Annotated in this window: 22 protein-coding genes and 1 riboswitch; of the genes, 18 read left to right on the top strand and 4 right to left on the bottom strand. The window is 62.6% G+C overall.

Annotated features, from left to right (window positions below; translation table 11 throughout):
• Nucleotides 1-9: 9 nt before the first annotated feature.
• From B5F88_RS06890 to B5F88_RS06860, 7 genes are read left to right on the top strand one after another with little or no spacing between them, the layout of a single operon-like run.
• Nucleotides 10-1,473, top strand: coding sequence for a hypothetical protein (locus tag B5F88_RS06890; protein ID WP_087343411.1), 1,464 nt, complete (start codon nt 10-12; stop codon nt 1,471-1,473).
• 18 nt (nt 1,474-1,491) lie between these two features.
• Nucleotides 1,492-1,995, top strand: coding sequence for an adenylyl-sulfate kinase (locus B5F88_RS06885; RefSeq protein WP_087343406.1), 504 nt, complete (start codon nt 1,492-1,494; stop codon nt 1,993-1,995).
• Nucleotides 1,986-2,759, top strand: a complete 774-nt coding sequence (locus B5F88_RS06880) for a class I SAM-dependent methyltransferase (protein ID WP_087343403.1) — start codon at nt 1,986-1,988, stop codon at nt 2,757-2,759. Before B5F88_RS06885 ends, B5F88_RS06880 begins: the two co-directional genes overlap by 10 nt.
• Before the next feature lie 4 nt (nt 2,760-2,763).
• On the top strand, nt 2,764-5,061 hold the full coding sequence (locus tag B5F88_RS06875; protein ID WP_087343401.1) for a PEP-utilizing enzyme: 2,298 nt from the start codon (nt 2,764-2,766) through the stop codon (nt 5,059-5,061).
• Nucleotides 5,058-5,654, top strand: a complete 597-nt coding sequence (locus tag B5F88_RS06870) for a gamma-glutamyl-gamma-aminobutyrate hydrolase family protein (RefSeq protein WP_087343399.1) — start codon at nt 5,058-5,060, stop codon at nt 5,652-5,654. The genes B5F88_RS06875 and B5F88_RS06870 overlap by 4 nt, the downstream gene beginning before the upstream one ends.
• On the top strand, nt 5,651-6,394 hold the full coding sequence (locus B5F88_RS06865; RefSeq protein ID WP_087343395.1) for a phosphocholine cytidylyltransferase family protein: 744 nt from the start codon (nt 5,651-5,653) through the stop codon (nt 6,392-6,394). The genes B5F88_RS06870 and B5F88_RS06865 overlap by 4 nt, the downstream gene beginning before the upstream one ends.
• 4 nt (nt 6,395-6,398) lie before the next feature.
• Nucleotides 6,399-7,211, top strand: coding sequence for a PHP domain-containing protein (locus tag B5F88_RS06860; RefSeq protein ID WP_087343392.1), 813 nt, complete (start codon nt 6,399-6,401; stop codon nt 7,209-7,211).
• Between the two features lie 122 nt (nt 7,212-7,333).
• On the opposite strand, the gene B5F88_RS06855 is transcribed toward B5F88_RS06860, so the two are convergent.
• The 4 genes from B5F88_RS06855 to B5F88_RS06840 all read right to left on the bottom strand — a co-directional run bounded on the left by B5F88_RS06855 (nt 7,334) and on the right by B5F88_RS06840 (nt 11,887).
• Nucleotides 7,334-8,296 carry a LysR family transcriptional regulator gene (locus B5F88_RS06855; protein WP_162612128.1) on the bottom strand — a complete coding sequence of 321 codons (963 nt, stop codon included), beginning with the start codon at nt 8,294-8,296 and terminating at the stop codon, nt 7,334-7,336.
• A gap of 75 nt (nt 8,297-8,371) precedes the next feature.
• Entirely contained in the window at nt 8,372-9,250 is an 879-nt protein-coding gene (locus tag B5F88_RS06850; protein WP_087343386.1) for a LysR family transcriptional regulator, read from the bottom strand.
• Between the two features lie 68 nt (nt 9,251-9,318).
• Nucleotides 9,319-10,386 carry an NAD/NADP octopine/nopaline dehydrogenase family protein gene (locus B5F88_RS06845; RefSeq protein ID WP_087343383.1) on the bottom strand — a complete coding sequence of 356 codons (1,068 nt, stop codon included), beginning with the start codon at nt 10,384-10,386 and terminating at the stop codon, nt 9,319-9,321.
• Nucleotides 10,387-10,519: 133 nt separating this feature from the next.
• A complete protein-coding gene (locus tag B5F88_RS06840; RefSeq protein ID WP_087343381.1) occupies nt 10,520-11,887 on the bottom strand; it encodes a hypothetical protein in 1,368 nt (455 codons plus the stop codon).
• A 167-nt stretch (nt 11,888-12,054) separates the two neighbouring features.
• Here B5F88_RS06840 and B5F88_RS06835 point away from each other — a divergent pair, with 167 nt between their 5' ends.
• The 11 genes from B5F88_RS06835 to B5F88_RS06785 form a co-directional block, all read left to right on the top strand.
• The gene (locus tag B5F88_RS06835) at nt 12,055-12,774 is read left to right on the top strand and encodes an aspartate/glutamate racemase family protein (RefSeq protein WP_087343378.1); all 720 of its coding nucleotides are present in this window, start codon (nt 12,055-12,057) and stop codon (nt 12,772-12,774) included.
• 31 nt (nt 12,775-12,805) lie between these two features.
• On the top strand, nt 12,806-13,531 hold the full coding sequence (locus B5F88_RS06830) for an aspartate/glutamate racemase family protein (RefSeq protein WP_242959665.1): 726 nt from the start codon (nt 12,806-12,808) through the stop codon (nt 13,529-13,531).
• 28 nt (nt 13,532-13,559) lie between these two features.
• Nucleotides 13,560-14,942 carry an MmgE/PrpD family protein gene (locus B5F88_RS06825; protein WP_087343375.1) on the top strand — a complete coding sequence of 461 codons (1,383 nt, stop codon included), beginning with the start codon at nt 13,560-13,562 and terminating at the stop codon, nt 14,940-14,942.
• Nucleotides 14,943-14,979: 37 nt separating this feature from the next.
• Nucleotides 14,980-16,455 (top strand): MmgE/PrpD family protein, encoded by a 1,476-nt coding sequence (locus B5F88_RS06820; protein WP_087343372.1) that lies wholly within the window; start codon nt 14,980-14,982, stop codon nt 16,453-16,455.
• Between the two features lie 107 nt (nt 16,456-16,562).
• A complete protein-coding gene (locus B5F88_RS06815; protein ID WP_087343369.1) occupies nt 16,563-17,840 on the top strand; it encodes an NAD(P)/FAD-dependent oxidoreductase in 1,278 nt (425 codons plus the stop codon).
• Nucleotides 17,833-19,986, top strand: a complete 2,154-nt coding sequence (locus B5F88_RS06810) for a molybdopterin-dependent oxidoreductase (protein WP_087343367.1) — start codon at nt 17,833-17,835, stop codon at nt 19,984-19,986. The genes B5F88_RS06815 and B5F88_RS06810 overlap by 8 nt, the downstream gene beginning before the upstream one ends.
• 3 nt (nt 19,987-19,989) lie before the next feature.
• Complete coding sequence (locus B5F88_RS06805) at nt 19,990-20,514, top strand: 4Fe-4S dicluster domain-containing protein (protein ID WP_087343362.1); 525 nt, start codon at nt 19,990-19,992, stop codon at nt 20,512-20,514.
• 24 nt (nt 20,515-20,538) lie between these two features.
• Complete coding sequence (locus tag B5F88_RS21770) at nt 20,539-21,030, top strand: hypothetical protein (protein ID WP_087343359.1); 492 nt, start codon at nt 20,539-20,541, stop codon at nt 21,028-21,030.
• Nucleotides 20,967-21,536 (top strand): hypothetical protein, encoded by a 570-nt coding sequence (locus B5F88_RS21765; RefSeq protein ID WP_087343358.1) that lies wholly within the window; start codon nt 20,967-20,969, stop codon nt 21,534-21,536. Before B5F88_RS21770 ends, B5F88_RS21765 begins: the two co-directional genes overlap by 64 nt.
• A 16-nt stretch (nt 21,537-21,552) precedes the next feature.
• Nucleotides 21,553-21,670, top strand: a riboswitch (molybdenum cofactor riboswitch).
• An 83-nt stretch (nt 21,671-21,753) separates the two neighbouring features.
• Nucleotides 21,754-22,791 carry a molybdopterin molybdotransferase MoeA gene (locus tag B5F88_RS06790; RefSeq protein ID WP_087343355.1) on the top strand — a complete coding sequence of 346 codons (1,038 nt, stop codon included), beginning with the start codon at nt 21,754-21,756 and terminating at the stop codon, nt 22,789-22,791.
• The coding region (locus tag B5F88_RS06785; protein ID WP_275532917.1) for a cyclic pyranopterin monophosphate synthase MoaC at nt 22,734-22,980 on the top strand (247 nt) is incomplete at its 3' end. The genes B5F88_RS06790 and B5F88_RS06785, both read left to right, overlap by 58 nt.

The raw sequence follows: 22,980 nt of genomic DNA, 5'->3' as shown, positions 1-22,980 counted from the left end.
GGTATTCGGATGCTGCGCCAATTGAAAAAGCGTTTGCTGCCGCTGATGGACACGGTAGCGGAGCTGCTGGAACTTCTCCCCACACTCTCAGAACCATCTGTCTATCTCAAAGACGGCGTACAGGCGCTGACGCAGATTGCCTCTGTGCTGGAGGAAGAGGGCGAGCCCGGCCGGAAGGCCCTGGGACAGGCCCAGGACCTGGCCCGGGCGCTGGAAAAGGATAACCTGGATCTGCAGGCCCTGCTCCAGGATGTCAGAACCCTCCAGAGGGAGATCCGCCGGCTTCCCACCCAGCTCAAGGTGGTCTTTATGCCCTATAAAATCCAGATGTGGGGCACGCTGGCCTCCATCTATGAGGCGGCGGCCCGGGACCCGGACTGCATCGCCCATGTGGTTCCCGTCCCCTATCGCCCGCTTCACAACGGGCCCAACGGCCTGGAGGCCGGGGAGCTGATCGACGAGGGGCCCCAGTTCTGGGGAAAGGCTCCCGTTATCCCCTATGCCGAGTACGATTTGGAACGGGAGATGCCTGACGTCATCTTTCTCCACAACATCTACGACCACTATAACACGCTGACCCAGGTGGAGCCGGCCTACCACACCGACCGTCTGCGGCAGTACGCGGATATGCTGGTCTATGTCCCCTATTTTGTGTCCCCCTTTTTTATTCCCCAGCCTGGAGACCCGGAGTTCTGGTTCGGCCTGCCTTCCCTGAAAAACGTGGATAAAGTGGTGTTGGCCGGCGACTTCCTCACCGAACCCGCCGTGCGCTTTGGCCTGCCCCGAGAAAAGCTGCTTCCTCTGGGCTCGCCCAAGCTGGACTCCGTGGTGCGGGCCCTGCGCTCGCCCCCGCCCTGCCCCAGGGAGTGGACGGAGCGGCTGGAGAACCGGAAGGTCTTTTTCCTCAATACGCTCTACCATGTGGGCGGTGTGCTGAAGGTGGTGGAGCGGGTGTTGAATCTCCCGGAGCAGTTTCCCAATGCGGCGGTGATCTGGCGCCCTCATCCGCTGACCGAGACCTTTATCCGACAGAATTATCCCCAGTACGAGCCCCACTACCAGGCTTTGATCCAACAAATCCGCGGGGGACAAGGCGCTGCCCGCCATGTGGTGCTGGATGAGAGCCCGGATTATCTGCAGGCCATGTCCCGGGCGGATGTGATGCTCTCGGGGTCCAGCTCTTTGCTCAATACCTTCCTGCTGACCCAGAAGCCTATCATCTTTCTGGATGGCGAAATGCCAAAACACTCCATGATTCCACCGGACGCCTTCCACTATTACCCGGAGGAGGAGACCGCCTGGAAGGCCCTGATCCGACGGCTGCTGCAGGGAGAGCCCCCCAGCGCCAGCCGGAAGGCTGCCGCCCGAGTTTACGCCAACACCGACGGCACCTGCGGGGAAAAGGTCTATCAGACCATTTCGGAGCAGTTGGGGCAAGATATACATGCGCCAATCCCGTCTGTCCCAAATTGATTCAACCGGAGGTTTTGCATGAGTAGAGTCTATTGGCTGACCGGCCTTTCCGGCGCGGGAAAGACCACCATCGGAACGCTGCTTTACCAAAAGCTCAGGGAAGAACAAGACAACGTGGTTTTCTTGGACGGGGATCAGCTGCGGCAGGTGTTTGGGGACGACTTGGGCTATACGCCGGAGCAGCGCCTCAAAAGCGCCATGCGCAACGCCCGCCTGTGCAAACTGCTGTTTGACCAGGGCCTGGATGTGGTCTGCTGTACCATCTCCATGTTTGACAGCGTGCGGGACTGGAACCGGACCCATATCCCCGGATACTGCGAAATATATGTCAAGGCAAGTATGGAAACCCTGCGCCGGCGGGATCAAAAGGGGCTCTACAGTCAGGGTGAAAACGATGTGGCTGGCGTCCACTTTGCTATTGAGGAGCCCAAAGAGCCTGACCTGATCCTTTGCAATGACGGAGAAAAAACGCCGGAGGAGCAGGCGCAAAAAATTATGGAGGTAGTTGCAGCATGGAATTAGGAGATTTTACTCAGCTTGCCCAGGCCTATAAAAATCGGACAGGCTATTCCCTCACGGTCCTGCAGGTGATCCAGGCCTACATAGAGAAGAAGAACGGCCCTGTTTCCGCTGTGGCCGACGTGGGCGCGGGAACCGGAAAGCTGACGGAGAACCTGGCGCAGCTGGGTCTGAGGGGCTTTGCCGTAGAGCCCAACGACGCCATGCGGGAGGAGGGAATGCGTCTTTTCGCAGGGCAGACCAGCTTTACCTGGTCCAAGGGCCTGGCGGAGGTCACCGGCCTGCCGGACAGCTGTGTAGACTGGGTGCTGATGGGCTCGTCCTTTCACTGGGCGGACGCGCCTGTGGCGCTGCGGGAGTTCTACCGGATCCTGAAGCCGGGCGGATGTTTCACCGCCATCTGGAACCCCAGGGATCTGGAGCGCAGCCCATTCCACATGGACATTGAGCGCGCCATCCAGGAGATGGTCCCCCATCTGAAGCGGGTTTCCTCCGGGTCCAGAATGAACATGACGGACATGGAGGAGAAGCTGCTCTGCACCCCCTGTTTTGAGGACCTGTTCCTCATCGAAGGCCCCCATGAGGCCGTGATGAGCAAAGAGCGGTATATGGGCGCGTGGCGCTCCGTCAACGATATCCACGCCCAGGCGGGGGACACCCTGTTTGAGGAGATCTTGCAGATGATCGAAGAAAAAATCAGCGGACTGAAGGAGATCACCGTCCCCTACCTCTCCCGCGCGTTCACAGTCCGCTCCACAAAGCGGTGATTTTATGATAACATTTGGCAGCAAGGCGGACACCCTGCGGGCGCTGGAGCCGGTTCTGACCACCGCCCGGGTGCTGCCTCAGCTCTGCCTGCGGACGGGCGGGCTGGAGCCGGAAGGGCTGCTGTCTCTGGTGCGGGAGGCGGGATGGCAAAACCGGCCTCTCATTGTCCGGAGCAGCGCCCGCAGCGAGGACACGGCGGAAAGCTCCAACGCGGGGAAATTCCTCTCCATTGCCCATGTACGGGGTGAGGCGGCCATCTTGCAGGCCGTGGAGCAGGTGGCCGCCGCCATGGGGGACGACCCGGAAAACCAGGTCTTTCTCCAGCCCTGTTTGGAGCGGGTCCAGGTATGCGGCGTGGCCTTTACCGCGGACCCCAACACCGGCGGCAACTATTACATCCTGAACTACGACAAAACCACCGGCTCCACCAGCTCGGTGACAGACGGCACCGGCGCCCGGCTGGAGACCTTTTACCACTTTAAGCGCTCCCCCGTGCCCCCGCCTGCGCCCCTGGACCGGGTCATCGCCCTGTGCCGGGAACTGGAGGAGCTTTTCCAGCGCCCGGCCCTGGACCTGGAATTTGCCATTGCGGAGGATGTGCTCTATCTGCTCCAGGTCCGCCCCCTGGTGTTGCGCCGGCCCCTGGCCGGGCTGGAGGAGCAGAGCCGCTGCCTGGAGCAGATCCAGGAGAAACTGCGGGCCTCCATGCGCCCCCATCCCGACCTCTGCGGCCGCACCGCGGTCTACGGCGTGATGCCGGACTGGAACCCGGCGGAAATGATCGGCATTCGGCCCCGCCCCCTGGCCCTGAGCCTGTATCTGGAGATCATCACCGACGGCGTGTGGGCCTACCAGCGGGACAACTACGGCTACCGGAACCTGCGCTCCTTTCCGCTGATGCAGAATTTCCGGGGGCTGCCCTACATCGACGCCCGGGTGAGCTTCAACTCCTTCCTGCCCAAAAGCCTGCCGGGGGAGCTGGCGGAAAAGCTGACGGAGCACTATCTGAGCCAGCTGCGGCTGCACCCGGAGTTTCACGACAAGATCGAGTTTGAAATCGCCTTCACCTGCTATCCCTTCGACCTGCCGGAGCGGGTACGGCGTCTGGACGCCTGCGGCTTTACCAGGGAGGAGGAGGACTGTCTGGTGGAGGCGCTGCGGGCGCTGACCAACTCCATCATCTGTCAGGACGGCCTGTGGAAAAAGGACGCCCGCAAGATCGAAATTCTGCAGACCAAGCACCGGCAGATTTTGGACAGCGAGTTAAGTCCGGTGGAAAAGATCTACTGGCTGCTGGAATACTGCAAACGCTACGGCACGCTGCCCTTTGCGGGGCTGGCCCGGGCGGGCTTTATCGCGGTGGAGTTTCTGCGCTCCATGGTGGCGGTGGGGGTGCTCACCGAGGAGGAGCGGGCGGCCTACCTGGGCAGCCTGGCCACGGTGGGGAAAAATATCTCCCAAGATCTCTCCCGCCTGTCCCGGCAGGCTTTTCTGGAAAAATACGGCCATCTCAGGCCGGGGACCTACGACATCCGCTCGCCCCGGTACGACCAGGAGAGCCGCTACTTCGACACGGCCCTTCCCCGGCAGGTGACGTCGGACAAAGCGGTATTCAAGCTTTCCCTGGAGCAGTTTACGCGCCTTCAGCAGCTGCTGGAGAAACACCGGCTTTCCGCCGATGTGCTGTCTCTGTTTGCCTTCATCCAGCAGGCCATTGAGGGCCGGGAGTACGCGAAATTCGTCTTTACCCGCACCCTCTCCGACGTGCTGGAGCTGCTGGCCCAACTGGGTGAGGCGTACGGCCTGAGCCGGGAGGAGATGTCCTATGTCTCCATCCGGCGGGTGATGGAGTTCTGCTCGTCCGCCGGCGACCTGGGCCAGGTGCTGCGGGATTCCATCCGGGAGGGAAAGGCGATGGCACAGGCGGCCGCTGGGCTGACCCTTCCGCCGCTGCTGTGGGAAGAGGGGCAGGTATACAGCTTTTTCCAGCCCGACGGCGTGCCAAATTTTATCACCCAGGGGCAATGTACCGCCGAGACGGTGACGCTGCCCTCCGAGGAGCCGCTGACGGGGAAGCTGGTGCTGATCAAGGGGGCCGACCCGGGCTATGACTGGATTTTCTCCCATCAGATTGCCGGGTTTATCACCGCCTACGGCGGGGCCAATTCCCATATGGCCATTCGGGCGGCGGAATTTGGGATTCCCGCCGTCATCGGCGTGGGGGAAAAGCAGTTTGCCCGCTATGCCGCGGCCCGGCGGCTGGCGGTAGACTGCGGGAACAGGACGGTCATGATACTATGAGCAAGCAAATTGCCATCACGCAGCGGGTGCAGGTGGTGGAGCAAACCGGGGAGCGGCGGGACGCCCTTTCCCAGGAGTGGGCGGTTTTTGCCCAGGCCTGCGGCTTTTGCCCCGTTATTCTGCCTAACCATCTGCCCACGGTGAAGCAGATCCTGAGCCAGACCCCGTTGGACGGAATTTTGCTGACCGGCGGCAATGATCTGAGCGCCTATGGGGGCGACGCGCCCGAGCGGGATGAGGTGGAGGAAGTTCTGATCGCCTGGTCCATCGAAAACAGGGTGCCGCTGCTGGGGGTGTGCCGGGGGATGCAGATGCTGCTCTCCGTTTTCGGCGTGCCGCTGCGGCGTGTCAGCGGCCACATCCGGGTGGAGCATCCGCTGGACAATGGAGACACCGTAAACAGCTACCACGGCTGGGGAGCCACCGCCTGTCCGCCGCCCCTGTACCCCAGGGCCTGGGGGCCGGACGGCGTGCTGGAAGCGGTGGGGCACCGGGCGTATCCCTGGATACATGGGATCATGTGGCATCCGGAGCGGTATCTCCCGCCTCGGCCCCGGGATGTTGGGTGGATAAAGGAGGTATTTACACTGTGAAGGCCGTTATTTTGGCCGCCGGACGGGGCAGCCGCTTGGGTGAACGCACCAAGGACAGACCCAAATGTATGTGTATGCTGGGCGGGCGGACGCTGTTGGACCGCTGCCTGGACAGCCTGGAGCAGGCCGGGGTCCGGCGGGAAGAAACCGGAATTGTCACCGGCTATCGAAGCGAGCTGTTTACGGTTCCCGGCGTAACCTATTTTCACAATCTCCACTGGGAGCAGACCAATATGTTTTACTCTCTCACCATGGCAAAAGACTGGCTGGAGCGGGAGGACTGCATCGTCTGCTACTCTGATATTGTCTTTCATCCCAAGGCGGTCCGTGTCCTGATGGACAGCCCGGCCCCCCTTGCCATCACCTCCTACTCGGGCTACTGGTCCCTTTGGGAGCAGCGGATGGACAATCCCCTGGAGGACCTGGAGACCTTCCGGACAGACCCTTCCGGCCGCCTTCTGGAGATCGGGCAAAAGCCGGAGCGGCGGGAGCAGATCCAGGGCCAGTTTATGGGTCTGCTGCGCTTTACGCCCCAGAGCTGGGACTGGGTGGGGCAGACCCTCCGCCGGCCTCTGCCCAAGCCGGCGGACAAGCTGGACATGACAACCCTGCTTCAGGGCATGATTTTGCAGGGCTTTCCCATCCAGACCATTCCTGTGGAGGAGCTCTGGCTGGAATGCGACACGCAGCAGGATATTCTCACCTATGAGCAATGCTTTCCGCAGATGCTCCGGGGCTGACGGTATGAGGCTCAGGGCAGATTTACATACCCATACCACGGCCTCCGATGGACAGTATACGCCCCGGCAGCTGGTTTGCCGGGCGCAGGCGGCCGGCATCGGGTGCCTGGCCATCACGGACCATGACACCACTGGCGGCCTGGAGGAGGGGCTCCGGGCCGGAGCGGAGCTGGGGCTTACGGTGATCCGCGGCGTGGAGCTGGGGGCCAAGGAGGACCGGCACCTCCATATCCTGGGCCTGGGCTTTGGTGCGGAGCATCCCGCGCTGGAGGCCCTGTGCCGCACCCTGCAGGCCAGCCGGGCGGAACGAAAATTCCGCATTGCGGACTTTCTGAGGGAAAAGGGAATGGATATCCCGCTGGCGGAGGTGGAGGCCCTGGCCGGCGGAGGGCTGGTGGCCAGGCCCCACTTTGCCCGGGTCATGCTGGAGCGGGGTTATGTCTCCTCCCTCCGGGAGGCCTTTGACCGCTATCTGGATACGGAGGAATACCAGGCAATCGAGCGGTTCAAAGCGGAAGCAAAGGACTGCATCGCCGCCATCCACGCCGACGGGGGAAAGACGGTACTGGCCCACCCCTGTCAATTGGGCTATCCGGACGAAAAGCTGGAGGCCCTGCTGGCCCGGCTGAAAGAGGTCGGTTTGGACGCCCTGGAGTGCCATTACCCCCAACACACCCGGGCGCAGACGGCCTGGTATCTGAAACTGGCCAACATGTACGGCCTGCACGTCACAGCCGGCAGCGATTTCCATGGAGAACGGGTCAAGCCGGATGTGAGTCTTATGCCTACGGAACTGGAGCTGGACTGGCTTTTATAGCGTAAGCCGGATCTGTGTTGGCAAGGATAAGCTCCCCGGTTTACATCCGGGCAGACTCAAAACAAAACCGCCCTTTTCCACTGGAAAAGGGCGGTTTTGTTTTGCTGTTTCCTTGGTGCAGGCTATGGCTCACAGGCGTGAGAAGGGCCTGGACTGCCGGCGCAGTCCAGGTCTTTGAAATAGTCCTGGATACATTCCAGCAGCACATTTTCCTGATGGGAGATGGACTGTTTATTGCGGTGGAGCAGGCATATGGCGATTTCATTTTTGCTCCTTGTCCCGACCAGGGGAATGGCCTTGAGCTGGTCGCGGTACGCGCCGGAGCCATGGTGGATGGCGTAGCCGCACAGAAGGGAGGCCATATCGTTTTGCAGCACCGCCTGCTTGAGCAGCGCCACGGAGGAAAAGGTGGTGTAACGGTTTCCGGTGCCGAGGGATTTGGCATAGGCGATGGAATCCTCCTGGGCGTTGAAGTGGGGGAGGATGGCGAAATTCAGGTGATTCAATTCGCCAATGGAAACCTGTGCCCGGCCGGCAAGCGGGTGGCTGTTCCGCACCAAAAGATAGAGCTGATCCCGGCATAAAACGGAGACCTCCACCAGGTATTTGGAGGCAATGGAGCAGTATTCTGAGAGGTGGTCGGCGGAGTAATAGGTGACGCCGATGTTGCTTTTGCTGTTGATGATCTGGCTGCCGATCTCGTCGCCGGACGCGATGTGGAACTCCAGGTTTCCCTCCGGCAGCCGCTCCAGAAACATCTGGCTGAGCGGGATGCTCAGCGCGTCGCTGATGGTGGGGGAGAGCAGCAGGACCGCCGGAGTGGCGGCGGAGCCCAGCTTGCCCAGTCTCTGAATTTTATCAAACCGGGTGAGAATCTCCGTGATCAGAGCCAGCGCCTCCTCGCCCTCTGCCGTAATCTCCACCCCGCTGTGCGTGCGGCTGAAGATGTGGAAGCCCAGTTCATCCTCGATACGGCGCACGGTGGTGCTCAGCGAGGTCTGACTCAGGTAAAGGGCCTGGGCGGCGGTGGAAATGGAGCGATGCCGGCTAATTTCCAGAAGGTAACGAAGATATTCCATTCGCATATGGTTCATCCTCCATTGAAAAACAGCCGCTGTGGGAGGTTCGGAATCGCCAGAAGCAATCCAGAATACAAATTCTCAGGATTTTTTCCTGGCAGCTCTCAGAGCCTCCTCCGGGCGATGGATGAGGCACAGGGTAAGCCGGTTGGGGCGCGCGGTGTTGCGCACCGGAATGACGGAAAACTGGGCGGGGGAGAGCCGGCTTCCCTCCGAGAGAATGGTATACCGGGGGAGAAAACAGATCATACTCTGACGCAGCACCGCCTGCTTCAGCAGATCCACGTCGGGGAACCGGGTGATCCGGCTCCAGTTAGCCAGAATCGGCCCCAGAATGGCGTCATTCTGCACCGACTTGGCCGAAGCCAGCCGTTCTCCGTAGAGCTGGGACATGTCCACCTCCCGCAGGGAGGCGAGGGGGTGGGTTTTGGCCACAACCAGATAGATCTGGTCTCGGAGCAGCCGCTGGAGCTCGGCACACTGGGGGTTGGACTGAAGCAGGGAAATGTTTTCCTCCGTGAGATAGGCCAGTCCCAGGTTGGCGGCCCCCTTCTGAACCTGCTCCCCTACCGCGGTGCTGATACACTCCTCAAACGCCAGATTTCCCCTCAGGTCATATTGGTAGAACTCGTTGGTCAGGAGGACGGGCAGGCAGGAACCCACGGAAGGGGGGAGCAGCAGGCGGATGGTGGGGGCCTCCTGGGTGGAGCGCTGCTTCAGGCTCAAAAGCTCCTCATATTTCAGGTTGATCTCCCAGGCCAGGACCAGAAACTGCTCACCCGGCACGGTGGCGGCCACGCCGCCGGGGGTCCGTCGAAAAATGGGATAACCAAGTTCCTCCTCCGCACCCTTGACAATGGCGCTCAAGGTGGTCTGCCGGATATGGAGGGACCGGGCAGCCGCCGAAATGGAGTGCAGCCGCCCGATCTCCAGGAAATAGCGAAAGTGTTCCAGCTTCATGGCATCCTCCTGTTGAAAACAGTGCAGGGGAGCAGCACGCTGCTCCCCTGCCTGTAAGCATATCAGAATCAGATCTGTTTGTAAATCTCCTCCAGAGATTGCTCTGCAGGGAAACCCAGATTTTCCAGCGTACGGCCGCCGCGAATGTAGTCCCGGTCGTTGAGGGCGCCCGCCACCCCCAGGAAGGACTCCAGAACAGGCATCTCCAGGCCCAGCCGCTTGGCAACGGAGAGTACGAAGGCGCCGCCGCAGCCGCAGTCCTCGTGGAGATAGCGGTGGTCCAGGGCGTAGGGTCCGTCCATGTACTCGTAAAAGACGCTGATCTCCGGGTGCTCCTCCAGGTGGAGCACCTTGTCGATCATGCCGGTGGGCACGCCGTGGACCGCCATGCCCATGGCGTTGATGACCGCCTTCCGCTCACTGGCGATCTTCCGGATGCAGCGGACCACCGAGGGGGTAAAGGCGTACTTGAAGAGGGAGAAGGAGGCGCCCTTGTGGTCGATCTCCGCCGCAGAGAGGACGGTGCTGGCGATGTGGTTGATCACGTTGCCTGCGTTGACCACACCCTCAAACACGTTCTGGTTGGCGGTGTATTCCACCACCCCCTCCAGGGCCGCCAGGACCTTGGGGGTGTCGGAGGCGGGCAGAGAGGCCACCTTGCCCTTCAGGTTCAGGGGCAGACCCACGGTGACCTCCGCCGGGGCGGTGAGCCGGCAGGGGCAGAAGTTGCCCTCCTTTTCGGTGAGGGTCACCTGAGCGGTGACGCCCAGCTCCTGAAATACGCGGCGGAACACAAAGGCGCCCAGGTTGCCGGGGATGATGAGGATGTGCTGCCCGTCCTCCAGATGGGGGGCGATCCGCCGGGCCACCTCCTCGTGGCGGTCGGCGGCCACGTCCACGAAAATGGCCTCGGCGCCGTGGATGGCCTCAGCAGGGTCGGTGGTCACCTTGGCGGGGGCGCCGGTTCCCCGGATCTTGCCCCGCAGCTGGATGAAGCCCAGCTCCTTGACCGCGTCCAGCTCCTGCTGGAAGCGCTCGTCGTCGTGGAGGGTGACCTGGAAGCCGCGCATGGACATGACGCCGGCAACAGCGTGGCCGGTAGCACCGGCGCCAATTACAGTGATTTTCTGAATCATAACAGTGACATCTCCTTTGTCTGCGTGGGGAGCGGGACGCTCCGCAAGTGCTGATACGGTATCAATGGAAGGCAGCTGTGCGCAGACCCGGCCCTCTGGCGGGACGCGCCGGGTCCACAGGGAGGGGCCGGCGTCAGGCCGTAACCAGATAGGCCAGAGAGAACACCACAATGGATATGATCAGGAGCAACGCGGCGGAGAAGAGCACAATTTTGGTGCGCAGTCCGGCGTCGGGAATCTCGCTGCGGCCGTGGAAAATGGAGGCGGGGGCGGAAGCGCCGGGCAGGACCAGGCCCACGTTGGTCAGAATCAGCATGACGATAATGGTAAAGACCAGGATAAAGACGGGGCTGCGGCCCTCGAAGATGGGGCTGAAGATGCCGGTGAGCCAGGGCAGCACGCCGGTGGACTCGTTGGTCAGGGCGGTGGCCAGGGGGATGGTGACGGCGCACATCAGGATGACGGGCCAGCTGACCGCGCTGTCGGAGTGCTTGATGTCATTGAAGTGAATGGCAGCCTGGCCGTCGCCCTCGCCGCTGGGAATGACCATCAGCAGGGCGGAGCACACGCAGTACAGGCCGCCGGCGGTCAGGGTGTTGTTCAAGAAGTCGGAGAGGGGGTTGTTCAGGAAGGTGCCGGAGAAGATGGCCAGCAGCATGGTGATGAGGTAAACCACCAGGATGCGCTTGGTGCGGGGGCGCAGATGCTTGCTCTCCTCCCCCAGCTTTTCCACATCAAAGGCCTCCATGGTGGAAAAGTCCACCTTGAACAGCCGGGCGCCCAGAAGGACATAGGCGGTGATGATCAGGGTGCCGCAGATTCCGGTGATGAGGAACATGAGACCCAGATTGATGTTGCCGCTGGTCACCTGCTGCCAGGTGCTGGCCAGGCCCAGCTGCCAGCTCTTGTAGGGGATCATGGCGCCGCCCATCATCAGGGACAGCAGGATCCCGCCGAACCCGTAGTAGCGGAAGGTGCTCTTCTTGTCATAGCCGCAGGAGTCGGCGATGTCGTTCCAGATGGCGTAGAGGAGCAGGGCCATGGGGATCTGACTGATCACAATGGAGGTCCACATGAAGATGAACATGAAGCACCAGGTGTAGAAGATGGGCTTGCCTCTGAAAATCTTCTTGGTCAGGGACCAGCGGATAAACCACTTGCCAAAGCCGTAGATGACGATGGCGCCGGCGGTAAAGTACTGGGTAATGATCTGGAACACGGTGGAGCCGCCCATCATGGAGGCGATGGCTCCGTTCATGTCCGTATAGCCGCTCAGGCCGAACGCGATAAAGGCGAACAGGGAGGGCCAGATGACCTCACAGGTGGAGTAGCCATAGATAACGCCCAGGAAAAGGCCCAGCAGCTTCATGCCCACGGGGGTCAGGGTGGAAAAGGTGGGCAGGTAGCCGAATCCAAACATCAGCAGCAGGGTGATGATGATGTGGACGTACTGCGCGGGGGAGTAACCCTTGCGCTGGCGGACGCTTTTTTCATTAGACATACCAACAGTTCCTTTCTCTTTTCTGAAATGGGAAGGCGCCTGGCAAACGGGCCCGGACCGGGCGGGCCCGCCGGAGTTCCGGGGGCCCGCGGCGTGGTCGGGGCGGGGAAAAAGAGGGGAGCGGTTCTGAATTGGCAAATCCATCCGGAGAAAGGAATGTATGCGTTATGTATGGCTGGAGAGCAAAAATCGGCCTGATTACGCCCATGAGTGAAAATGCGGAGCACGCGTTCCACATCTATGCCCCGGAAGAGGTTTCTTTCGCCTCCATGAAGATCCAGTTCCCCGGCCCCACCCCGGAGGGACTGGCCATCCTGACCGACCAACTGGAGGCCACCGCCGCCATTTATAAAAATTACGACGCGGACCTGGTGGTGTTCGGCTGCACCTCCGGCAGCTGCATCAAGGGCCTGGGCTGGGATCAGGAGTGCATCCGGCAGATCGAGCGGGCCAGCGGCAAGCCCGGCCTGACCACCAGCACCGCCGTGCTGGAGGCCCTGAAGACCCTGGGCACCAAAAAGGTGGCCGTTCTCACCCCCTATCCCGAGGCCACCAATGAGGCCGAGAAAAAGTTCCTGGAGGATAACGGCTACGAGGTCACCAACATCGTGGGCATGGACGTGAGCTACATCCGCTGCGACGGGCGGAAGATGGAGGCCTGCGACGAGTATTTCCTTTACCGCAACGCCATGGAGATGGATCTGAAGGGCGCGGATACCTTTTTCCTGAGCTGCATGGGCCTGAGCACCATGGAGATCGTGGACGAGCTGGAAAAGCTGATGGGCGTTCCGGTTGTCACCAGCCACCAGGCCACCCTCTGGAGCGCGCTGCGCCACTGCCGGGTGGGCGCCAAGCTGCCCAACCTGGGCAAGCTGTTTACATACTGAGGGGACAACCGCGGAAAGGAGCGAGTTTTTCATGTATTATCGTGACGGAATGTACAGCATGCGGGCGAGAATCGGCGTGATCGCCCCGCTGGATGATCAGGTGGAATACGCCTTCAACAAATACGCCCCCGCCGGCGTGTCCTTCGACAGCACCCGGCTCTCCTTCCCCGGCCCCACCCCGGAGGGCCTCATCTATCTCTCCGACCAGCTGGAGGAGGCCGCCAAGATGTACGCCAAAAAGCGCCATGACGTGGTGCTCTTCGGCTGCACCTCCGGCAGCTGCATCAAGGGCTACGGCTTTGACAAGGAGTGCATCCAGCGCATCGAGCGGGCCAGCGGCAAGCCCGGCCTGACCACCAGCACCGCCGTGCTGGAGGCCTTCCAGGCGCTGGGTCTGAGCAAAACCGTGGTCATGACCCCCTATCCCGACGAGACCAACGAGGCGGAGAAGAAGTTCCTGGAGGACAACGGCCTGGAGGTCACCTCCATCACCGGCGTGGGCTTCAACAAGGTGGGGGAGTTCAGCCACCCCAGCAAATACTTCCTCTACCGCAAGGCCAAGCAGCTGAAAACCGAGGGAGCCGAGGTGTTTTTCCTGAGCTGCATGGGCCTGGCCACCATGGAGCTGGTGGAGATCCTGGAGGAGGATCTGGGCATGCCCGTCATCACCAGCCATCAGGCCAGCCTGTGGGCCTGCCTGCGCCACAGCCGGGTGAACGACAAGCTGCCCGGCCTGGGCAAGCTGTTTACCATCTGACCGGGACATATCGTAAGGAGGAGACAATATGGGATTTAATGTACATGGGCCGCTGACCACCGACTGGACCAAGCAGCTGTGCCATTTTATCAAGACGCTGAAGTATGAGGACATTCCCCCCATGGTCATCGAGCAGGCCAAGATGATGGTCATGCAGACGGTGGGCGTCAGCCTGTGCAGCGCCGAGCTCAAGCAGATCAAGGACGTAATCGCCATTTCCAAGGAGATGTCCCCCGGCAGCGAGGGGAAAGCTACCCTGTGGGCCGACGGGGCCAAGGTGAGCTGGGAGGCCGCCGCCCTCACCGCCGGCACCATGGGCGACGCCCTGGACTGGGAGGACTGCTCGGTGACGGGCCACCCCTCCGCCGGCGTCATTCCCACCGCCGTCATCGCCACCGAGGTGCTCCACAAGAGCGGCAAGGAGATGCTCACCGCCATTGTGGCCGGCTATGAGGTCTACCAGCGGGTGGCCCTGGCCGGCCGGAGCAACATCGTCAGCTACAACATCTTCGGCAACCTGACCGTGCTGATGAAGCTGCTGGACCTGTCCGAGGAGCAGATGAACCAGGCCTTCGGCATCGGCACCGCCTGCGCCATCATCCCCGCCAACGTCCACGAGCTGACCATGTCCGACTCCCTGAACTACCTCTATGGCTTCCGGGATGAGAGCACCATCAGCATGATCAAGACCGCCCTGTACGGCATCGAGAACATGGAGGACGCCTTTGACGACCCCACCGCCTACCTGGCCCACTGCGGCTATCAGGAGCCGGAGTGGCTGACCAAGGAGCTGGGCGAGCACTGGATGATGATGGACATGCTGCTGGTCAAGCACTGGCCCGCCAACGTCTTTGTCCAGACCTACGCCGAGCTGGCCGCCCGGCTGGTCACCAAATACAAGTTCAATCCCGACGACGTGGCCGAAATCATCATCCGTCCCTCGGTGGCCTTCCGCCACTGGTACTCCGAGACGGGCTACGAGTCCATCACCCAGGCCCAGTTCTCCATCCCCTACGCCGCCGCCTGCGCCATGTATCACCCGGAGCCCGGAGCGGTCTGGTATCAGCCTGAGACCATGAAGGATCAGAAGATCATCGACCTGATGATGAAGGTCAAGGCCGACGGCTTTGTCAAGATGACGGGCATGAAGTTCATCAAGGACCTCATCGACGGCAAGCACCCGGAGAAATTCATGCTCGTCCGCATGAAGGACGGCACCGAGTATGTGGAGAGCACCTTTACCCACCCCGGCCATCCCCACTACATGCTCACCCGGGACCAGTTCAAGGACCGCTTCCGCCTGGAGACCCGCAACGTGCTGGCCAGCGAGCAGGCGGAGAAGGCCATCGACTGCATCTGCCATCTGGATGAGTATGAGGACGCCTCTGTGCTGCCCCAGTTCCTCTATTGAGCGGCAGACCCGATATTGATGAAGCAGGAGGTACAGTATGCGGTACAATCGTCTGTATAAAGATAACAATTTCCTCACTCCCACCACCTATACCCAGACGCTGAGCGAGTACGCGGCCAATCTGAAGTACGAGGATATCCCGCCGGAGGTGGTGGAGCGGGCCAAAATGATTCTGCTCCAGACCATCGGCGTGACGCTGGGCGCCAAGGGGACCCCCATCTATAAAAAGGCGCTGCGGATGGCAAAGGAGGCCAACGGCGGCGCCGGCGGCGCCACCACCATGTGGGGCACCGGCGAAAAGCTGTCCGCCATCAACGCGGCCCTGGCCCTGGGCACCGCCAGCGACGCGCTGGACTGGGAGGACTGCTCCTGGACCGGCCACCCCGCCGCCGGCGTCATCCCCTGCGCCTGGCTGGCCGCCGAGGAGCGGCACAGGAGCGGCAAGGACCTGATTACCGCCATTGTGGCCGGCTATGAGGTCTATCAGCGCATCGCCATGGCGGTGCAGCCCTCCGACGAGCGGTGGAAGAAGAAGGGCTGGGGCCTGACCAGCTGGCAGATCTTCGCCTGCATCCTCCCGGTGGCCAAGCTCTACGGCCTGGACGCCCGTCAGATCAACCAGGCCATCGGCATGGGCTGCGAGTGCTCCACCCTGCCCGTGGCCTACCACGCCACCACCATGTCGGATTTCTACCACTACGAGCACGGCTACCGGGCCCGGGACGGCTTCTGCATCGCCAAGGCGGTGGAGAAGGGCATCCGCAACAACCGGGACGCCCTGGATGAGCCCCGGTGCTATACCGGCGTGATCTGCGGCAACGACGGCTCCAACGGCTCCGGCGAGACCACCATCCGCTCGGAGGAGGCCGACCTGTCCTGGCTGACCAAGGAGCTGGGCCAGCGGTACCTCATCATGCGCACCCTGCTCAAGCACTGGCCCGCCAACATGTGGGTGCAGACCCCGGTGGAGATCATCAGAGATCTGGTGCAGCGGGAGGGCTTCGGGCCCGAGGATGTGGAGGAGATCATCGTGGATCCCCCCGTCCGCGCCCGGATGTGGGCCCCCGACGAGGGCTTTACCTCCGTCACCCACGCCCAGTTCTCCATCCCCTTCGCCATCGCCTCCTTCCTCTACGATCCCCACCCCGGCGCCCACTGGTACACCCCTGAGCGCATGAAGGACCCCAAGCGCATCGCTCTGGCCAAGCGGGTCAAGGCCGGTCCCTCCCCCGAGGAGTCCCCCATGTCCAGCTTCAAGCAGTTCCGGGAGGAGCGGGGCTTCCCCATGAAGACCATCACCGTCAAGCTCAAGGACGGGCGCACCTTTGTGGAGAAAATGGACTGCCATCCCGGCCACCCCGACAACATGATGAGCCGGGAGCAGTTTGCCGACCGGTTCCGGGTCCAGGCCGCCCCGGTGCTCCAGGGCGAGGCCCTGGAAAAGGCGCTGGATACCCTGTGCAGAATCGAGGAAGTGGAGGATATCTCCACGCTGGACGGGCTGCTGGGCTGACCATCCCTCACGGGCCATAGGCGCGCATTGTTCCGGAGGCCGGCTCAGCCCGCCTCCGGAGCGCCTTGCCCGGAGAGAACTATGACTGTACTGCTTGGAGGAACCCTATGAACAAAATCGCCATTATCGGATTCGGCGGCGCCGGCTTCTGCGCCGCCGAGGAGGCGCGGAGACGGGATCCCAAGGCCGTGATTGACGTCTACTCGGACACAGACCTGGGGCCCTATAATCCCATGCTGACCACTTACTACGTAAAGGGCGCCATCCCCTATGACGCCATGTTTCCCTATGGCTCCCTGGAGGAGATCCGGGAGAAGCTGAACCTGAACATCTACACCAACCGGCCGGTTACGGGGCTGGACCCGGCGAACAGGACGCTTCGTTTTGCCGATGGCAGCCAGGCCGGGTATGACAACATCCTCATCAGCACCGGCGCCTCCGCCGTGGCGCCCCCCATTCCGGGCATGGACCTGCCCGGCGTGCTCAAAATGCGTACCGTAAAGGACGCGCAGGAGCTGAAGCAGCGGCTGGACAGCGGCGCGGTAAAGAGCGGCCTGGTCATCGGCTCGTCCTGGGTGGGCATCAAGGTGGTGGAGGACCTGGCGGTGCGGGATATCCCCTGCACCCTGATCGACGGGGCCCCGTGGATGTTTTACGTGGCCGCCTTTGAGGAGAGCGCCCGGCGGATCCAGGCGGATCTGCAGCACAAGGGCGTCAGCCTCTCCTTCAACCAGATGCTGGAGCGCATCGAGCGGGAGGACGACGGGCGGCTGACTGCCGTTACCAAGAGCGGGGACCGGTTTACCGCCGACCTCATCGCCGTCTGTATCGGCGTGCGGACCAATACCGCTTTTCTCAAGGACAGCGGGGTGGCCATGAACCGGGGGGTAGTGGTGGACAAGACCATGGCCACCAATTATCCCGGCGTCTATGCCGCCGGGGACTGCTGCGAGGCGCTGGATATCCAGAGCGGCACCCATCGCAACATCGGCGTGTGGTTCAACGCCCAGAAGCAGGGCCGGGTGGCCGGGGCCAACATGACCGGCGGCCGGATGGAGTTTGACGCCAACGTGCTGGTCAACCTGGCCCACTATCTGGACTATGACTTTATCAGCATCGGCGACGTGAGCGCCTGCGGGCCGGAGGACGCCGTCTATGAATATGAGGACGCCCGCTATTATATCCGGGGCGTCCGGAACGGCGGGGGCGTCAAGTGCCTGAACGTGATCGGCTCGGCGGAAAGCAACGGACTGCTCAAGAACATCTTTATCAAGTCCATTGAGAGCCCGGCGGCCGGCATCGACATCCGGTCGGTCTGCTATCTGAAGGACAAGGGCTTTCCGGACAGCTTCATCGACTTTTTAGGAGGGAAATCCGTTGACTGAGCTTGAAGAGAAAATCAAAGCCAAGATCCCCGGTCCCGATACCGGAATCGAGATCAAGCACTCCCTGTGCGCCATCTGCAGCCCCGGCCACCACTGCGGCGTGGACTGCTATGTGAAGGACGGCAAAATCATCCGGGTGGAGGGCACGCCGGAGCACCCCTACAACCACGGCCACCTGTGCACCAAGGGCTCCGCCCTGCGCAACGCCGTCTACCGGGAGGACCGCATCAGGACCCCCCTGCGCCGGGTGGGCCAGCGGGGCGAGGGCAAGTTCGAGCCCATCAGCTGGGACGAGGCCTATCAGACCATCGCCCGGAAGCTCAATGAGGTCAAGGAGCAGTACGTCCCCAATTCCGTGGCCTTCCTCAGCGGCTACTGCAAGTGGTACCGCCCCATCCTCCACCGCTTTGCCCATGTGTTCGGCAGCGTGAACTTCGGCACCGACGACTCCACCTGCAGCGCCGCCATGGTCATCGCCAACAAGGTCACCGCCGGCACCGGCGCCGGACCGGACATGGCCCACGCCAACACCTTCCTGGGCTGGAACTTTGACGGCTACTACTCCGCCCACCTGTCCGTGCTGGGCGTGCAGAAGCTGAAGGAGCGGGGGGGCAAGGTCATCATCATCGACATCCGCCAGACCCCGGCCTCCAGAAACCTGGCCGACATCTTCCTGCAGATCAACCCGGGCACCGACGGCGCCCTGGCTCTGGGCATGGCAAAGCTTATCATTGACAACGGCTGGGCCGATATGGACTATGTGGAGAAGTACACCTACGGCTTTGAGCAGTACAAGGCCCTGGCCGACCAGTACCCCCTGGACAAGGTGGCCCGGATCACCGGCCTGGACCCCAATGACATCTATGAGGCCACCAAGCTGTACGCCACCAACGGCCCGGCCTGCACCAACTTCTCCGCCTCGGCCCTGGTGCACCACATCAACGGCTTCAATTCCCACCGGGCCATTTTCTGCCTCACCGCCCTCACCGGCAACTTTGACCGGGCCGGCGGCAACGTGCCCAACCCGGCCACCTACCTCCACAAGCCCGCCGGCTTCAAAATGCGGGAGCACGAGTTCCGCTCCGACCGCTACCCCGGCGGCGCTGAGCGCATCGGCGCCGAGCGCTTCCCACTGTGGAACGCCCAGTTCGATGAGCTGCAGGGCATGGACCTGCTGCGCCAGCTGGAGGAGGACAAGCCCTACCCCGTCCGGGCCATCTTTGCCCTGGGCATGAACGCCAAGATGTACCCCCAGACCGACGATCTGCTCCGGGCCATGAAGGACAAGCTGGACTTCTTCGTGGACACCGACGTGTACATGACCATGACCGCAAAGTACGCCGACATCGTCCTGCCCGCCTGCACCTCGGTGGAGCGCAGCGAGCTGAAGGCCTACCAGGGGGGCTATCTGTTCTACACCAAGCCCGCCATCCAGCCCCTGTATGAGTCCCGGTCGGATGTGGATATCCTCTGTGACCTGGCCCGGCTGATGAACCTGGATGACGAATACCTCCAGAAGGGGTACGAGGCCAGCCTGGACTGGATGATGGAGGGCTGCGGCCTGACGGTGGCCGACCTGAAAAAGAGCGACCTGCCGGTTAAGGTGCCCGCTGCCAAGTGGCCGGCGGAGCCCGGCAAGTGCCTGCGGGACGGCTTCAAGACCCCCACGGGCAAGTTCGAGTTCTACTCCACCGCCATCGCCGCCATCGACCCCAAGTACGGCCTGGACCCCCTGCCCTCCTACTATGATTCCCTGGCCGACCAGAACGACGAGCAGACCAGAGAGAATTACCCCTTCTACCTGTGTACCGGCGCCCGCCTGGCCCACGCCATCCACTCCCGGGCCCATGAGACCCCCTGGCTGCGCAGCCTGCGGCCCGAGCCCACCTGCGAGATCAACCCCGAGGACGGCAAGCGCCTGGGCCTGAAAGAGGGGGGCAGCGTGGAGCTCTACAGCCCCTACGGCTCCATCCGGGTCAAGGTGAAGTTTACCCACAAGATCAAGCCGGGGGTCATCATGATGCTCCACGGCTACACCGAGGCCAACGTAAACCTGCTCATCGGCCGGGACCATCTGGACCCCTATTCGGGCTTCCCCGGCTTCAAGGGGATGCGCTGCAACATTCGGAATGTCCAGGAGGGTTGAACCATGAAACATGTCTTTGTATTTGATGCGGACAAGTGCTGCGCCTGTTCGGCCTGCATGATGGGCTGCATGGACCAGAACGACATCGACCTGGCCGCCGGCGAGCAGTGCTACCGGAAGACCTTTGACAATGAAATCGAGCTGGCCGACGGAGGGGTGTACTGCGCCTACCTGTCCACTGCCTGCATGCACTGCACCGACGCCCCCTGCATCGACGCCTGCCCGGTGGGCTGCCTGAAAAAGGACCCGGAGACCGGCTTTACCATCTATGACAACACCAACTGCATCGGCTGCAAGAGCTGCGCCATGGCCTGTCCCTTTGGCGCGCCCCGCTACCGCGAGAGCGACGGCAAAATGGTCAAGTGCGACGGATGCAACACCCGGGTGAAAAACGGCCTCCAGCCCGCCTGCGTGCGGGCCTGCACCTTCGGGGCCCTCACCTGCGTCACCGAGGAGGAGTACCGGGCCAGCGGCAGCGACAAGGCGTGCAGCGCCCTGCTGGACAGCCTCCACCTCCGGCGCAAGTGAGCCGGGGAGGATCAGGAGCGTAATATGGCGATCAATTATCCCCAGGAGCAGCTGCTCCTGCTCAGTGAGGACGACGTGCTGGCCCTTCTCACCCCCGCCGACGTCATTACCCTGGCGGAGGACACCTTTTACCGCGTGGGTACGGGGGAGATCACCGTGGGCGAGATGGGGCTGATGTACGTGGACCCCGAGCACAAAAACAATTTCCACTCCATGCCCGCCATCCTGCGCCACCGCGCTTACGCCGGCGTGAAGTGGATTGACACCTACGCCGCACCGCTGCCGGGCTATCCCTTCAGCCACGGCAATCTGGTGGCTCTCAGCGATACCCGCACCGGCTCCCCGGTGGCCATCGTGGGCGCCACCAATAGCACCAACATGCGCACCGCCGGAGGCCACGGGGTGGTCCAGGCCAGACACCTGGCCAACCCGGAGCCGGAGGTGCTGACGGTATTCGGCTGCGCGCCCAGGCCAGAGCCGGCATCCGGGGTTTTCTGGAGGGTTTCCCCTCCCTGAAGCAGCTGCACCTCTTCAGCCGCAGCCGGGGCCCCATGGAGGAGGTCCGGCGGCAGTACGACGGCCGGGTGGAGACGGTGCTCTGCGCCGCCCCGGAGGAGGCCCTGGCCGGGAGCAATCTGGTGCTGATGGCCTCCGGAGCCCAGCAGGCCCTGTTCCCCGCGGAGCTGCTCCGCCCGGGCACCACCGTCATCGGCATTGAGGGCTTCCGGGACCTGGATCCCCGGCTGGGCAAGACGGCGGACAAGTGGTATCTGGGCTATCGGGTGCCCGACGCCCACATTCTCCGCAGCCCCAAGCTCAACCCCGGCCACCTGCTGACAGAATCCGACGTGTTCGGCGATATGACCGAGCTGCTCACCGGAAAGTGCCCCGGCAGAGAGCGAGAGGATGAGATCATCGTCTCCACCCACATGGGAATGGGGGCCCACGACGTAAACTGCGCCGCCACGGTATACGAGCGGGCGCGGGAACAGGGCCTGGGCCAGACGTTCCGGCTGGCCTGAACCAGGATAGAGAGATACAACTGAATTGCTCCGAGTGGAATCGCCTGCAGGCCTTGGCTATGGCGGTTCCGCCTGGGCCAGACCGGAAACGGTCTGACCTTCCGTATTTGAAAAGGGGCTGCTCCAGGACAGATGAAATGCGGGGGAGCCGTCTTTTCCGACGGCTCCCCCGCATTTTGTGGGAAACGCCACTTTCACCGAAGGAGAGAAGCTGCTGATGAAAACAGGTCTTACGCTGGAAGAGGCCCAGACAGCCATCCTGCTGAACCGAGTCCCGCTGGGCACGCAGATGCTGCCCCTGGAGCGGGCCCTGGGCCGGACCCTGGCGGCTGACGTCGCCGCCCCCCTGGATCAGCCCCCCTTTGACCGCTCCCCTCTGGACGGCTACGCCCTTCGCTCCGCTGATCTGACGGGGGCGAACCGGGAACACCCCGCCGTGCTGGAGGTGGTGGACACGGTGTATGCCGGGGATGAAGCCAGAATCCCCGTGGGCCCCGGTCAGGCGGTACGGCTCATGACGGGGGCCATGCTGCCCCCCGGCTGCGACTGCGTGGTACCCCAGGAGGACACCGACCAGGGAGACCCGGTCTCCGTGTTTGTCTCCCTGAAGCCCTTCCAGAATTATGTCTATCAGGGCGAGGACTACCGGAAGGGCGCCCTGCTGCTGGAAAAGGGCACCCGGCTGGACGCCGCCGCCCTGGGGGTATTGGCCAGCGCTGGGCTCACGGAGGTGGAGGTGTGCCGCCGGCCCAGAGTGGGCCTGCTCACCACCGGAGACGAGGTGGTGTCCCCCGGAACGCCCCTCCCCGCCGGGAAGATCTACGGCTCCAACCAGATGCTGCTGGCCGCCCGGCTGGCGGAGCTGGGGTTTGAGACCGAAACCGCCCACCAGGGGGACAACCCCGCCGCCGTGGCGGAGGCCATGAGGGAGCTGCTGGAAACCTGCGACGTACTGCTCACCACCGGCGGGGTGTCGGTGGGGGACAAGGATATCTTTCATCAGGCCCTCCCCCTGATGGCGGCGGTTTATCCGGGGCCGGTACGAACATGGACATATCACCCTGCCGGAGGGACACTCTTCCGGGATGCTCGCCTCTCTGGTGGGGTGCAACTGCCTGGCGGAGCTGCCGGCGGGCTCTCCCCCGGCGGAGGCGGGCACCCGGGTGCGGATTCTGCTGCTGGAATGAGGAGGCTGTCATGGAACCTGTTTTCAATCATTTTGACCAGGCGGGCAACGCCGTTATGGTGGATGTGACCGGCAAAGAGCCCACCTACCATACCGCTGTGGCCGAGGGAAAAATCTTCGTCACCCGGCCCATTCTGGACGCCATCACTGGCCGCACCGCCGCCAAGGGGGACGTGCTTGGGGTGGCGAGGGTGGCGGGCATTATGGCCGCCAAGCGCACCTGGGAGGTCATCCCCCTGTGCCACCCCCTGCTGCTCA

Origin of the sequence: Flavonifractor sp. An306 (genome assembly GCF_002159455.1) — a bacterium.
Classification (GTDB): Bacteria; Bacillota; Clostridia; order Oscillospirales; family Oscillospiraceae; genus Flavonifractor.
This window is presented reverse-complemented; position numbering and strand designations above follow the sequence as displayed.

Bases quoted from the DNA above. Each gene is read 5' to 3' on its own strand.
- B5F88_RS06840 (WP_087343381.1), bottom strand. From the start codon at position 11,887: ATGTCTAATGAAAAAAGCGTCCGCCAGCGCAAGGGTTACTCCCCCGCG.
- B5F88_RS06860 (WP_087343392.1), top strand. From the start codon at position 6,399: ATGAGGCTCAGGGCAGATTTACATACCCATACCACGGCCTCCGATGGA.
- B5F88_RS06830 (WP_242959665.1), top strand. From the start codon at position 12,806: ATGTATTATCGTGACGGAATGTACAGCATGCGGGCGAGAATCGGCGTG.
- B5F88_RS06820 (WP_087343372.1), top strand. From the start codon at position 14,980: ATGCGGTACAATCGTCTGTATAAAGATAACAATTTCCTCACTCCCACC.
- B5F88_RS06850 (WP_087343386.1), bottom strand. From the start codon at position 9,250: ATGAAGCTGGAACACTTTCGCTATTTCCTGGAGATCGGGCGGCTGCAC.
- B5F88_RS06845 (WP_087343383.1), bottom strand. From the start codon at position 10,386: ATGATTCAGAAAATCACTGTAATTGGCGCCGGTGCTACCGGCCACGCT.
- B5F88_RS06835 (WP_087343378.1), top strand. From the start codon at position 12,055: ATGTATGGCTGGAGAGCAAAAATCGGCCTGATTACGCCCATGAGTGAA.
- B5F88_RS06880 (WP_087343403.1), top strand. From the start codon at position 1,986: ATGGAATTAGGAGATTTTACTCAGCTTGCCCAGGCCTATAAAAATCGG.
- B5F88_RS06890 (WP_087343411.1), top strand. From the start codon at position 10: ATGCTGCGCCAATTGAAAAAGCGTTTGCTGCCGCTGATGGACACGGTA.
- B5F88_RS06870 (WP_087343399.1), top strand. From the start codon at position 5,058: ATGAGCAAGCAAATTGCCATCACGCAGCGGGTGCAGGTGGTGGAGCAA.
- B5F88_RS06790 (WP_087343355.1), top strand. From the start codon at position 21,754: ATGAAAACAGGTCTTACGCTGGAAGAGGCCCAGACAGCCATCCTGCTG.
- B5F88_RS06825 (WP_087343375.1), top strand. From the start codon at position 13,560: ATGGGATTTAATGTACATGGGCCGCTGACCACCGACTGGACCAAGCAG.
- B5F88_RS06815 (WP_087343369.1), top strand. From the start codon at position 16,563: ATGAACAAAATCGCCATTATCGGATTCGGCGGCGCCGGCTTCTGCGCC.
- B5F88_RS06805 (WP_087343362.1), top strand. From the start codon at position 19,990: ATGAAACATGTCTTTGTATTTGATGCGGACAAGTGCTGCGCCTGTTCG.
- B5F88_RS06885 (WP_087343406.1), top strand. From the start codon at position 1,492: ATGAGTAGAGTCTATTGGCTGACCGGCCTTTCCGGCGCGGGAAAGACC.
- B5F88_RS06855 (WP_162612128.1), bottom strand. From the start codon at position 8,296: ATGCGAATGGAATATCTTCGTTACCTTCTGGAAATTAGCCGGCATCGC.
- B5F88_RS21770 (WP_087343359.1), top strand. From the start codon at position 20,539: ATGGCGATCAATTATCCCCAGGAGCAGCTGCTCCTGCTCAGTGAGGAC.
- B5F88_RS06875 (WP_087343401.1), top strand. From the start codon at position 2,764: ATGATAACATTTGGCAGCAAGGCGGACACCCTGCGGGCGCTGGAGCCG.